The organism is Mobiluncus mulieris (assembly GCF_014204735.1).
Classification (GTDB): domain Bacteria; phylum Actinomycetota; class Actinomycetes; order Actinomycetales; family Actinomycetaceae; genus Mobiluncus; species Mobiluncus mulieris.
This window is the reverse complement of record NZ_JACHMA010000001.1, coordinates 1,161,523-1,173,265: the sequence shown is the minus strand read 5'-3', so window position 1 is coordinate 1,173,265 and position 11,743 is coordinate 1,161,523. Positions and strand designations below refer to the sequence as shown.

The following is an 11,743-nucleotide window of genomic DNA, read 5'->3' as shown; positions in this document are numbered from 1 at the left end:
TTCAGGTGCCCTGGTGGTGTTTTTGAGTGGTGTTGCGGATTAAAGCGCACGAATAACGGTCACAACTTTCCCTAGAATTGTCGCGCCATCCCCGGGGATTGGCTCAAAACTGGGATTATGTGGCAACAGCCAGACATGCCCTTTGTCCCGCGAGAATTCCTTAACCGTGGCTTCGCCTTCCAGCATGGCGGCCACAATATCCCCGTTGCGAGCCTCGTTTTGGGCGCGCACCACCACCCAGTCCCCATTCATAATCGCCGCGTCACGCATGGATTCCCCGTTGACCTCCAACATAAACAGTTCCCCGGCTCCGGTGAAGCGTCTTGGTAGCATAAACGTGTCTTCCACCAGTTCTTCGGCGGTTATCGGGGTGCCGGCAGCGATGCGTCCCACCAGTGGGATGGCGTTGGAGTCGGCGGTGTCCGCCACGCCGATAGGGATGGTGTGGATGGTGGCAGAGATATTTTCGGTCGTTTTGAGGCTGGAGTTATTTTGGTTGTTACGTTGGGTTTCGCTGTATACCTTCGGCGCTTCGGGCGCATGAGGTGCCATTTCGGTCGTGGCCACGGGTGTCCCCTCGGGGAGCTTTACGAATTCCAAAGCGCGAGGCTGGTTGGGAACCCGGCGTAAATACCCTTTTTCGACCAGTACTTCCAGGTGATGCTGAACGGAGGAAGGCGAGGACAGCCCCATAGCCGAGGCCAATTCTCGCACCGAGGGGGGGTAGCTCAGCTCACGGCTGAGGCGGTAGAGCGTGTCCAACACTTCCCGCTGTCGTTTCGTGAGGTCGCTCACTGGGGTTCCTTTCTGTCTAAAAACTTGTCCCGAACTAGATTGGGTTTTCTCGCGTATTTGCAACGGAAAACCCGAGTGCAACGAAGCGTATTTTTCGCTTTGAGCCTGGTTGGAGACTGGTCTTACCAACTTCGGCTAGTTGCTTATCTAAATCTATATTCGCACAAATGTTCGATTTAGGCTCGACAACGCGCCGATGATGGTTTATATTATACGTACAAGTGTTCGTACGAACAAATGTTCGAGTGAATGGGATGATGATAATGACTGCAGTTTTGGCTCCGGCTTGGGGCGGCGAAGAACTTGAATTCAACTATGAATCCTTGGCTCCGAATCATCCGGCGGTGCGGAGGAAACACCACTCGCCCCGGCTCCGGTTGGTTCCCGGCTTGGGGGCGGAAACTGTGGGTGTTCCCGTGCTCTCTTGGTGGCGTATTGCCGGTTCGGTGGGGGTTTTTATTTTGGCATTAGTGGCGGCGGTGACTCTAGGCGCTCTGGTGGGAATTAGCCTTGACCCAAGTTTTGGGTTGGTACCTGTTGACTACTTCTCCTATACAGTTCTTCCCGGGGACAACCTGTGGAGTCTCGCCGCCGCTAATGTCACGGCGCTACCCCCCGGGGAAGCTGTGGCGCAAATGATGCAAATCAATCATCTCGATGCAGCTTCTGTGCTGCAAACTGGCGACCAGCTGCTGATTCCCATCTATTAAGTCAGAACAATGAATACGAATCCGCAACTTCTTGAGCCGGTTTTCACGCGCTTGCAAAAAAATTCGTTTAATCTTACGGTAAGAGCTCCTGGAATGTCCTTTAGAAAGGATTCAGCTTTGCACTGTCCGTTTTGCCACCACGAAGACTCTCGCGTGATTGACTCGCGTACCTCCGAAGACGGCGCCTCGATTCGTCGTCGTCGGGAATGCCCCCACTGTGGGGGGCGCTTCACCACAGTTGAAACCACTTTGTTGCTTGTAAAGAAACGCTCCGGGGTTACCGAGCCGTTTTCACGGGACAAAGTTATCGCGGGGATGGCCAAAGCTACCCAGGGACGTCCGGTCACCGATTCACAATTGGCGCTGCTGGCTCAAGGAGTCGAGGAGACTTTGCGACAAAAAGGTGCCGCCGTCATTAACACTGAGGATGTAGGGAAAGCTATCCTGGAGCCTTTAAAGGCTTTGGACGAGGTGGCCTATTTGCGTTTTGCTTCGGTTTATTCTGACTTCAACACCCTCGAGGATTTCGAGGCCGCCATCGCTTCACTCAAGCACCGCAGGTGAGGAAAAATTGCTGTTCATTTTACTTCTTGGCTCTGTTGGCGTCGAGTGTTGATTTTGTTCTAGCGCTTAGGTTTTCTCTCTATTGATTTGGCACGGATTGGTCTTGCTCTCCGAGAATCCTGACTTTTCTTGCCATGAAGCTCTCCTTTCGGATGTTCAAGCCCGAAGCAGCCTAGGACAGCTCTTTCAACACGGAGTCGCGAACCTTGCGACGTTGAATCTTGCCCATCTGGTTTTTCTCTAGGCTCTCGGGGAAAGACACAGAGCGTGGCATGGCATAGCGTGGCAAAACCTCACTCACCCAACTGCGTACCTTGTCTAGATCCAGGCTAGCACCGGGTTTCAACACAATCGCGGCGTGAACTTGCTCCCCGCGAGCTGCGTCAACCTGGTCAGGAATCCCCACCGCTGCAACTTCTTGTACCTGAGGCATGGACGCAATCGCGGTCTCTACTACGGAAGGGTAAACATTGAAACCGGAGATAATAATCAGCTCTTTTCGCCGATCCGACATTTTCAAGAAACAGTCATTTTCCTCTACCAAATCCCCGGTCTTCAACCAGCCGTCCGCAGTGAATAACAAGTCCGTCTCGACCTGGTCGCGCCAGTAACCAGGTGAGCACCCCGGTCCTTTCACTATCAGTTCGCCAATCTGGCCGGGCTCCACGTCTTGGTTGCTTTCCGGATCCACCACTCTAACCTGAATAGAGGGGAAGACGATACCCATATAGCCCAAACGACGGTCGGGACTCATGGGGGAGCCCAGTACGGTGGGGGAGGTCTCGGTCATCCCGTAGCCCTCGATGAGGTATCCTCCCGTAGTGTTTTCCCAGCGTTTGGCGACCTCTTCCGTCAGGGGCATTGCCCCGGAAATTGCGTAGGAAAACGAGCGCAAATTCACTTTCGGGTTATTGACAGCCGCCTTCGCTAGGCGGTCAAAAATTGGGGGCACCCCGACAATAAACGTGCCGGGACGCCGTCGTTGCGCGCGCAATATCCCTTCGACATCGAACTTCGGGAATAACACGGCCGTCCCCCCCAAAGCTAAGTTTCCGTTCAAAGACAAGGTCAAACCAAAGGCGTGGAAGAAAGGCAAGACACAGTACCAGGTTTCTTGGCCTTCCCGCAGTTTCGTCACCCAAGTGGTGTTAGCCCACAGATTAGAAACTAAGTTACGGTTGGTCAAAATCACCGCTTTTGGCTTCCCCGTGGTGCCCCCCGTATGCAGCAAAACCGCTGGAATATCGGGATCGACGCGGGTAATGCGGTTGAAAGGCTTGCAGTGAGCCAATAAATCATTGAAATCCGGCAAATCTTTGGCCGCCGCATCACACATTTGACTGCGCAAATCCCGGGCTTTCTTAACCGGAAGCTGCAAAGAAAACCGCAGGTGGCGCGGCAAAGCCCGCGCCATGTCAATCGAAATCAGCTCCGCGTCCACTTCGGCGGCCACCTCACGGATAGTGACAGCGGTTTTCTGCCAGGCAAAAATCAGTTTCGGTTCGGCGTTTTCAAACTGCCACTTCAGTTCCACCGGGGTGGCTAGAGGATTGTGCAGCACGGCAACCGCCCCGACTTGCAGACAAGCATAGAGCACGTAGATAAACTGGGGACAGTTAGGGGCAACTAATGAAACCCGATCCCCCCTTTCCACGCCGCGTTCCCGCAGTAAAGCTGCCGTAAGCTGTACCCGGTGAACCAGCTCACGATAGCTGGTGGTGGCACCAAAAAAATCCAAGGCGACGCGACGCGGATACTTATTAGAGATGCGCCGCAGCATATCAATCAGCAGTTCGTCGGTGATAGGAACTTGACGGGGAACCTTTGGATCGTAAAGCTCCCGCATTCGTTTGGTCAGCTCAGAATCATTTTCCGGGGGAGTATGTACATAGCGAGGCAGGTGAATCCCCGCAGCGGGGGCTAGACCAAGCAAATCGACGGTGTCAGTCAAGGGTTTTCCTCTCCAATTCGGCAAGCGTTATATCCAGTTTAAACATAGTTGCCGGTCAACTGTCATTTTGACCGGCAACCGCACGTCCAAACCGCTTAGTTCACCGTGGTTGCATCCACGCGGGTAAAACCAGGTAAAGGTATGACCCGGCAACGGATTGTCGTGTCCATGGCGTTGATGTCTTGCACCGCAGCCACCGGCAGCTCAGAGGCAATATCGGCAATCACATAGCCCACCTCGCCGTTCGTGCCCAGAATCTGGCCTTCAACGTTCACATTCGCTGCCGCCATTACCTGGTTGATATGCCCCATAACACCGGGGGTATTTTGGTGAATCACACTCATGCGATAGCGGGTTCTCTCGGTTGGCTGCAAGGACAGAGTGGGCATATTCACACTCATCACGGTTTCCCCAGTTTGGATATAGTTGCAAATCTTGGCGGAAACAAAGCTACCAATGTCTTCTTGCGCCTCCAGGGTAGAACCACCAATATGTGGGGTCAGAATCGTGTTTTCCTTGCCCAGCAGGGGAGATTCGAAAGGTCCGCCGTTTTTCAGTGGTTCCTCGGGGAACACATCCACCGCGCAACCCCCCAGATGCCCTGAATCCAGGGCGGCCGCCAGGGCATCCACATCCACCACGAATCCCCGCGAGAGATTCAACAGCTTTGAACCTGGTTTCATCATGGCAATCTCGCGTGCCCCGAACATATTGCGATTCGTTGGCCGTCCATCCACATGTAGGCTGACAAAATCAGCCCCCTGCAAGGCTTCTTCCAAGGAATCACACTGTTTAGCATTGCCAATCGGCAGCTTCTTGGCCAAGTCATAGAACTGAACCCGCATCCCCATAGCCTCGGCCAAAATCGAGAGCTGGGTACCCGTAGAGGAGTACCCGATAATCCCCAGGGTTTTCCCGCGCACCTCGTGGGAATTTTGAGCAGTTTTCTGCCAGTCGGCACGCTGCATATGCGCGTTTCGCACCGGCAGCAACCGCGCCAAGGCAATAATCTCGGAGATAGCCAATTCCGCTACCGAACGGGTATTAGAATAGGGGGCGTTAAACACTGCGACCCCGTGGGTCGCCGCCGCTTTCAAATCGATTTGGTTGGTGCCAATCGTAAAAGTTCCAGCGCAAATCAAGTCTGGGCAAGATTCAAACACGCGGCGGGACAGATTTGTTTTCGAACGAATCCCCACCATCTGACATCCTTGCAACGCCTCTATCAGCGCGTTTTCATCCAAGGAACCGTCGATGCGCTGCACCTCTATATTCGCATCGTGAAATGTCTTATCGGCTATCGTATGCGGGTTTTCAAGCAAAAGAATTTTCATCATACCTGTACTTTCTCGCTATTTTCATTGTTTTCCTAATAACTATAGACGGTTTCAATCGATTCCCAGCACGGCTCCGGTTTTAATCATGTGTAAACGCCTGGTGGGACGGGTCATCGCTACGTATAAATCCCCCGCTGACACCTGTGCCACGCCCGCCGGGTCGACCAAAACTACCACATCAAATTCCAAGCCTTTGGAAGCCTCCGGGGTTATCCACGTGACCTGGTCATTTAGCGGATCAGTCTGAGCCAGACCTAGAGCCGCCCCAAAGTCGGCTCCTAGATTCGTAATCACCGCCAGGCGGCCTTCACCGCTGCCGACCTCTGTTTCGAGCCGTGACACCTCTTGGTCGAGAATTCTTCGGGTGGGAGCCACCAAATCTTCGAGAGAGATATCCGCAGGCAAGTCTGTAATTTCCAGGCAGTCCTCGAGGTCGCGTGCAGAATGACACGGAACGGGAACACACCCGCCATTGGCCGCCAATACTCGCTGGGCTAAATCCATAATTCGGCGTGGGGTGCGGTAGTTAATCGTCAGAGCCTCCATAACCGGGTTGGCACGGGTTGCCGGTCCCAATAGCCCTTGCCAGTCGGTAGCATCGCCGGGGTGCCTCGCCTGGTTCACATCTCCTACCACAGTGAAAGACCGCGAGGGACAGCGGCGCAACAACAGGTGCCAATCCATGGGAGTTAGCTCTTGGGCTTCGTCGACCACCACATGCCCATAGGCCCAAGACCGATCCGCCCGGGCACGTTGTTCCAAGGGGGAGAGGATTTCCACTCCTCGGGTCGAGGCCGCTAACTGGGCTGGGCTCACGAGGCCGCCGCCCAAATCCATGGCTTCGATGGCATCGCGAGCCCGCTGGACTTCCCGTTGGGCGTGGGCGCGAGCCGCCGAGCCCTCGTCGGTGAGTCCGGGTGTTGGTCCCAACAATTCGGCCAGTTCATCAAGAATCGGGACATCAGCATCCGTAAATGGAGTTCCTTTGGGGCGAACCAAGGATTGCAATTCGCGACTCGTGAACGCTACCTTTGCCAGGGCAACCACTCGGCGTAAGTAGTCCGGATGGGCATATAAACGTTCCAACAGTTGGGGAGCTGAAGCCGGCAGATACATTCGATTTACGGCGCGGCGCACTATCGGCGAAGAACGGATTTCTTCGGTCATCCACTCTAAATCTTGGGGGCGAGCCTCTGCGCCGCCATACATGGCTGTGAGCTCACGCACCAAGTATTTCGCATAAGCTGCCCAGCGTTGATTATGAGTGCTACCGGCGTGAGACCCGGCCTCCATGGCATCACGAACCAAGGCTGTACTGAGAGTCAGCTGCACATGCCCCAGGTCAAGTTCCTGGTCGGTTGCGGGGGGACGTTTCAAATCTGCCACGACCGCCGCCGCGACTTTAATCCAGCGGGTATCGCCTTTTAACGCCCGCAGTTCAGGGCGCTCCGCCACGGTTTTCACCCCAGGGAAAGCCTCGCCCATCGTGATACTGACCACCCCAGTTTCCCCCAAAGCCGGCAAAACCCGCTCGATATAACGCAAAAACGTCTTGTTTGGGCCGATAACCAAAACCCCGGTGCTGCCCAGCAAATCTCGGTGGGCATAGAGCAAATAAGCCGCGCGATGCAAAGCCACCGCAGTTTTTCCGGTTCCCGGGCCGCCTTGCACCACCAGAAATGCATTCAAATCCGCACGAATCACCCGATCTTGCTCGGCTTGAATGGTGCCGACTATGTCTTGCATGTGCCCCCCGCGTGCCGAGGACAGGGCTGCCAGCAACGCTCCTTCCCCTTGCAATGTGGTGGTATCGGCCGCGTCGGTATTCAATAATTCATCTTCTAGGGACACCACCTGGCGCAGTTCGGTGCCGAGGTGACGTCGGCACAACACGCCCATGGGCTGCACGGCGGTGGCTTGATAGAAAGGCCGGGAGGCTTTGGCTCGCCAGTCGATTAGCAGTTGGTGGGACAGCGCATCTTCCAGTTCTGCACTGCCTGGGCTCGTTGCTGTCGCTGCGTCGCCCACACTTGGCGACACACTCGCGTTCGTCGGGTCATTATCCGTACTTGACGCAGATTCTCGCAACCCCACTCGGCCAATGTGAAACTGCGTTCCGTTTTCCATATCCAAGCGCCCAAAAACCAGGTGGTTTTCAACACTTTCCAGACGAGCGGCCTCGTCTCCGTAGTAGGCTGCCAAAGCATCCCGGTCAGCTCGAGCCGAAGGATTGGCCGAAATCTGGGCTGCGATTTTTGCTTGTTGTTCACGATAAACATGCCGCCAAGCGTCTAAAGTGGCATAGGCTTTGTCAACAAATCCCTGCTCTTTAGCCAGCTCTTGGTGGCGTATCGTGTCGTCAGGACTGGGTTCCATTGAGCCTCCCTGTCGGAAAACGTGGTAATCAATTATGACCTAAAAGCCACCTCCCAAGCGAATTAAGCTTGAAACGGGGTAATCTATTAAGGAGAGTGAGGAGGAACATGACACCAGACTATTCATTACTGCTTCCCGGCACGAACTCCAAGGTTCGCGCTACGGTGCTGCTGCACCATCTGCATGGTGCTATGGATGCGGGTCATGCCGGTCGTGGTCTGATAGAACACCTGGTGGATACCCTGCCGGTTAAAACTGTGGCTACTTTCAACTCTGATTTACTCATCGACTTCCGTTCGCATCGCCCTTGGTTGCGTTTTGAAGACTGGCATTTCTCTGACTTGGAAATGCCCGAAATTAAACTGGATTTGCTCTCCGACGATAACGACACAAATTTTTTGGTTTTGCACGGTCCGGAACCGGATGCTCGCTGGAACGCCTTTGTGCAAACCGTGTTGGATTTGGCTAGAACTATGGGCGTGAAACAAATCGTGGGGGTGGCGGGGATGCCAGCGGGGGTGCCGCATACGCGCCCCACCCCGGTGCATATGCACGGCTCGAATCCGAAATCTTTACCGCAACAGCCCAGGATGCAAGGCGAGATGACGATTCCGGCGGGGATGGATCAGCTTTTGGAATACGCCCTGGGCGAGGCTGGTTTTGATTCTCTGGGGATTATCGCGGCGGTGCCGTATTACCTGGCAGAGGGGGACTATCCGCCGGCCGCAGCGGCCATCATGCAGGCAGTGGTTTCGCAAACTGGGTTGGCTTTGCCGGTGGGTGACGTGGAAGCGGCGGCAACCGTGACTTTGGGGCAAATCAATCAGATGGTCGATCAGGCTTCCGAGGCTAAGGTCATTGTGGAAATGCTCGAGAAGAATTTCGACGAGGCCAAGCCGGATGCGATTATTGAGACGAAGCCCGAGCCTTTGCCCACAGCTGACGAGCTGGGTGCTCGACTCGAGGAGTTTTTGGAGCGTAGTGACCGCTTGTCGCGGGGTTTACAGTTAAAGAATCTGGATCGCGATTTCGAAAAGAACAGTAATTCGGGTTTGTCGTCTTTGCGTGAGACTCCTTATGAGCGCCGCGATATCGACCCGATGCGTCCGAAGCGTCGTCCCCGTCACCGTAAGGATGTGGAAGAGGACTAGGGCTTCTGTAGTTTTTGGTTCGTTGGGTTAGTCTCGCTGGGTTTTGTTTAGCGGTGCCCGCTTTGGTGGTTTTCTTTCGGATTCATGAGGTGCCATCCCGGGTGCTGGGCTAAACCCTGAAATCACTCCCATTTCCCTAGGGGCTCATAACCCGGGTTCGGGTTATGATATACCGGGAACATTAAATCGGGTTGCAGGAAACCTAGATATATAGCCAGAGACACGCAAACTATTCCCAAACCGAGCCAGAGGAACGCGCCTCTCGCTAGGCGTATGATTCTTTCTGCGCCGGTATCGAAACCCATCAGATTCACTCGGCTTAGATTGATGGGATAGTACCAGGCTCGAGGCCCCTCGGCGGCTACTGTTTCCAGATTGTGATCCTCGGAGCCGAGCTCGGCGCGTTCGGCGGCTTCTATCCGAGCCTTGGCAGTGGCTTCCTCGAAGGCTTCACGCTCCGCTAAAAGTTGGGCTTCTCTCTTGGCGCGAGCCTTGGCGGCGGCTTCCCTCACTTTGGGTGGACGGGGGTCGCTACGCGGGTCACTGCTTGGCAGAGCAGTGATTTTGATGGTGGTTTCACCTCCGGGGGTGTCAAACTGGGCGATGGCGGAATGTGCGGTGTCTTCGGGCTTCGTGGATTGAACCCGGAAATTTCCGGCGGCTTCTTCTTTGAGCTGTTCTCTGATGAGGCGCTGTAACAAAATCGTGGTGCGCCGTCGCGCGGCATCCACCTGTACTTTTGAGTATTGTACGGGCATCCCCAGAGGAGCCCACATAATTGAGACCTCGTAGCCGTTTTGACGTCCTTGCCCGCGTCCTAGGATTTGGCGCACTCCGGTGATACGCGCCGGGACTGTGACCGGGTTGGAGCTGAGTCGTACCCACAAAATAAAGTTGCGGACGCTCTTTGTCAGGGCGATGCCCCCAAGGTATACCAAGGCTCCTATTACTAAGGGGAACATGAATACAAACCAAGGGTCGGCATCCTCGATAGTCTTGAGGTTAAACAGCGAAGCGCCGGTGGCTATGAACTGTGCTGCTAGTACTAACAGCGCCCACAAAATCCGGTTCATATTCCACGATTCGTCCCGGGTAAAGACGATATCTCGCGGGTCGAAGCTGGAAACCCAGGCAGTTAGTGGTTGGCGGTGCCGCAGGGCTTCGCGGGCGCGTCCGGGGTTTAAATCGGTGGGATTGAGGCTAACTTCGTGAAATTCCGCTTCGTCATTGGATTCCCAAGCGTGAATCAGCACCGTCACCTCGTAGGGGTGAGAGCGGTGAACGTCGTCTTCCGTCAGTGCTTCGACTTCTTTGACATACACTTGAGCTTGGAAACGCTCGGTACCGGGGTGTGGTCGCGCCCTTATCACCAGGTAAATCGCCAAGAATAGAGCGAGAATCCACCATAAAGCTACGATTATCAGCTGCATAGAACCATTAAACCAGTTTGGCGCTAAAATGACAGCTTCATGACGTCAACGTTTTGTCGGATTGGTGTGCTTTTGGTTGTTTCTGGAGTGGGCGGTGTTGCTTAAGACTGGGGTAAATGGGTCTTGTTCGGCTGACATTTCGCGGTGGTGTGGCATTGCGGGAGGCAAAAAGTTACAATGGTGCTTAACATGAGTTGTCCAAGCAAGTTTTCTGCGCCGGAGGATGAAAAATGCCGCTGTCTGACTATGAAAAAGAAGTATTGGCACAGATGGAAGCGCAACTGAGTGACCAAGATCCTAAACTGGTAGACCAGATGCGAGGTTCGGCTCGTTTCCCTCGGGTAACTTCACGCCCCCGGCGGGTCGCCTTCGGGGTGGTCTTGATGCTGATTGGCATAATAGTTTTGGTTGGTGGCCTGGTGGCCTCGCCTTATCTGCAGCATCTCCAGGTTCTGGGTACTTTGACCGGAGTTTTGGGTTTCGTCGTGGTGGTGCTCGGTGTTTTGCAAATCCTGGGAATTTTATCCACGCCGCACTCACGAAGAGTTCCGAGCCGCAAGCCAGCGGTGGCGCGTAGTGGCGGTAGTTTTATGGAGCGTCAACAGGATAAGTGGAATCGCCGTCAAAACCCGCAAAGCTAAGCGGAATCGACAGATTATGATTTCCTAAAAATTCCTCCACCAGCATATTCCCTGAAATTTCACGAGATTTCAGGGAATGTTTCTTATTTAACTCGCGTTTCACTATGAAAGTGGAGCTAAGTGGAGTAAAGTGGAGGAAACTGGTAATGGGAAGGAGGGAAACGTGTTCCTAGGCACTTACGAGCCCAAGCTCGACGACAAGGGACGTTTGATTCTTCCTTCCCGTTTTCGTGACCAGCTCTCGGCTGGAGTCGTCCTCACCCCTGGTCAGGAGCGTTGTATCTACGCCTTTCCGACCAGCGAGTTCGAAACCATTTATGACGAGCTGCGCCAGGCACCCCTAACCCACAAAGAAGCCCGCAAGTTCTCCCGTGTCATGCTCTCGGGAGCAACTGACCAGATTCCCGACAAGCAAGGCCGGATTAACATCCCTGCCAATCTGCGCCAATACGCCGGGTTGAACAAGAACCTCAAGGTGATTGGAGCCGGAGCTCGAGCTGAGATTTGGGATGCTGACACCTGGGATACCTACCTTTCCGAAAGTGAAGACGCTTTCGCCGAGATAGCGGAGGAAATCGTGCCCGGATTGTTATGAGACAAAGCGGTCAAAGCCGCGAGGTGTCCCCCCGAATTCTGAATGTGCTTCCCCGCAGGCAGACCTCGGTGGGAAACCTGGCGGATTTGGCTGCTCAAACCAAGGTGAATCCCGAGACTGGCTGTTTTGTGGATGGCACCTCATGAAAACTGAATCAAAACCACCGCAAGCTTTCGTAATCGATAAAGGAGCC

Annotated in this window: 11 protein-coding genes; 6 read left to right on the top strand and 5 right to left on the bottom strand. The window is 54.5% G+C overall.

What is annotated here, in order from left to right:
- Positions 1-39: 39 nt before the first annotated feature.
- A complete protein-coding gene (gene lexA / locus F4555_RS05270; RefSeq protein ID WP_103759076.1) occupies positions 40-795 on the bottom strand; it encodes a transcriptional repressor LexA in 756 nt (251 codons plus the stop codon).
- A gap of 254 nt (positions 796-1,049) precedes the next feature.
- Between lexA and F4555_RS05265 the strand changes: the two genes are divergently transcribed.
- Together F4555_RS05265 and nrdR are read left to right on the top strand one after the other, a co-directional pair.
- On the top strand, positions 1,050-1,505 hold the full coding sequence (locus F4555_RS05265) for a LysM peptidoglycan-binding domain-containing protein (protein ID WP_103759075.1): 456 nt from the start codon (positions 1,050-1,052) through the stop codon (positions 1,503-1,505).
- A gap of 93 nt (positions 1,506-1,598) precedes the next feature.
- Positions 1,599-2,069: a transcriptional regulator NrdR gene (gene nrdR, locus F4555_RS05260; protein WP_252865141.1), complete on the top strand. Its 471-nt coding sequence runs from the start codon at positions 1,599-1,601 to the stop codon at positions 2,067-2,069.
- Positions 2,070-2,241: 172 nt separating this feature from the next.
- Here nrdR and F4555_RS05255 read toward each other — a convergent pair whose 3' ends face one another.
- The 3 genes from F4555_RS05255 to F4555_RS05245 all read right to left on the bottom strand — a co-directional run bounded on the left by F4555_RS05255 (position 2,242) and on the right by F4555_RS05245 (position 7,733).
- A complete protein-coding gene (locus F4555_RS05255) occupies positions 2,242-4,020 on the bottom strand; it encodes an AMP-binding protein (RefSeq protein WP_103759073.1) in 1,779 nt (592 codons plus the stop codon).
- A 95-nt stretch (positions 4,021-4,115) separates the two neighbouring features.
- Complete coding sequence (gene serA / locus F4555_RS05250) at positions 4,116-5,357, bottom strand: phosphoglycerate dehydrogenase (RefSeq protein ID WP_004012201.1); 1,242 nt, start codon at positions 5,355-5,357, stop codon at positions 4,116-4,118.
- A 51-nt stretch (positions 5,358-5,408) separates the two neighbouring features.
- Positions 5,409-7,733: a HelD family protein gene (locus F4555_RS05245; protein WP_103759072.1), complete on the bottom strand. Its 2,325-nt coding sequence runs from the start codon at positions 7,731-7,733 to the stop codon at positions 5,409-5,411.
- Between the two features lie 107 nt (positions 7,734-7,840).
- Between F4555_RS05245 and F4555_RS05240 the strand changes: the two genes are divergently transcribed.
- Positions 7,841-8,884 (top strand): PAC2 family protein, encoded by a 1,044-nt coding sequence (locus F4555_RS05240; protein WP_004012203.1) that lies wholly within the window; start codon positions 7,841-7,843, stop codon positions 8,882-8,884.
- Positions 8,885-9,006: 122 nt separating this feature from the next.
- On the opposite strand, the gene F4555_RS05235 is transcribed toward F4555_RS05240, so the two are convergent.
- Positions 9,007-10,314, bottom strand: coding sequence for a hypothetical protein (locus F4555_RS05235; protein ID WP_103759071.1), 1,308 nt, complete (start codon positions 10,312-10,314; stop codon positions 9,007-9,009).
- A 230-nt stretch (positions 10,315-10,544) separates the two neighbouring features.
- Between F4555_RS05235 and F4555_RS05230 the strand changes: the two genes are divergently transcribed.
- The 3 genes from F4555_RS05230 to F4555_RS05220 all read left to right on the top strand — a co-directional run bounded on the left by F4555_RS05230 (position 10,545) and on the right by F4555_RS05220 (position 11,696).
- Complete coding sequence (locus F4555_RS05230) at positions 10,545-10,955, top strand: DUF3040 domain-containing protein (RefSeq protein ID WP_103759070.1); 411 nt, start codon at positions 10,545-10,547, stop codon at positions 10,953-10,955.
- A 163-nt stretch (positions 10,956-11,118) separates the two neighbouring features.
- Positions 11,119-11,550, top strand: a complete 432-nt coding sequence (mraZ, locus tag F4555_RS05225) for a division/cell wall cluster transcriptional repressor MraZ (protein WP_004015704.1) — start codon at positions 11,119-11,121, stop codon at positions 11,548-11,550.
- The gene (locus F4555_RS05220; RefSeq protein ID WP_004015705.1) at positions 11,547-11,696 is read left to right on the top strand and encodes a hypothetical protein; all 150 of its coding nucleotides are present in this window, start codon (positions 11,547-11,549) and stop codon (positions 11,694-11,696) included. Before mraZ ends, F4555_RS05220 begins: the two co-directional genes overlap by 4 nt.
- Positions 11,697-11,743 lie beyond the last annotated feature (47 nt).

Bases quoted from the DNA above. Each gene is read 5' to 3' on its own strand.
- F4555_RS05265 (WP_103759075.1), top strand. From the start codon at position 1,050: ATGATGATAATGACTGCAGTTTTGGCTCCGGCTTGGGGCGGCGAAGAA.
- nrdR (WP_252865141.1), top strand. From the start codon at position 1,599: ATGTCCTTTAGAAAGGATTCAGCTTTGCACTGTCCGTTTTGCCACCAC.
- serA (WP_004012201.1), bottom strand. From the start codon at position 5,357: ATGATGAAAATTCTTTTGCTTGAAAACCCGCATACGATAGCCGATAAG.
- F4555_RS05245 (WP_103759072.1), bottom strand. From the start codon at position 7,733: ATGGAACCCAGTCCTGACGACACGATACGCCACCAAGAGCTGGCTAAA.
- F4555_RS05240 (WP_004012203.1), top strand. From the start codon at position 7,841: ATGACACCAGACTATTCATTACTGCTTCCCGGCACGAACTCCAAGGTT.
- F4555_RS05235 (WP_103759071.1), bottom strand. From the start codon at position 10,314: ATGCAGCTGATAATCGTAGCTTTATGGTGGATTCTCGCTCTATTCTTG.
- F4555_RS05230 (WP_103759070.1), top strand. From the start codon at position 10,545: ATGCCGCTGTCTGACTATGAAAAAGAAGTATTGGCACAGATGGAAGCG.
- F4555_RS05220 (WP_004015705.1), top strand. From the start codon at position 11,547: ATGAGACAAAGCGGTCAAAGCCGCGAGGTGTCCCCCCGAATTCTGAAT.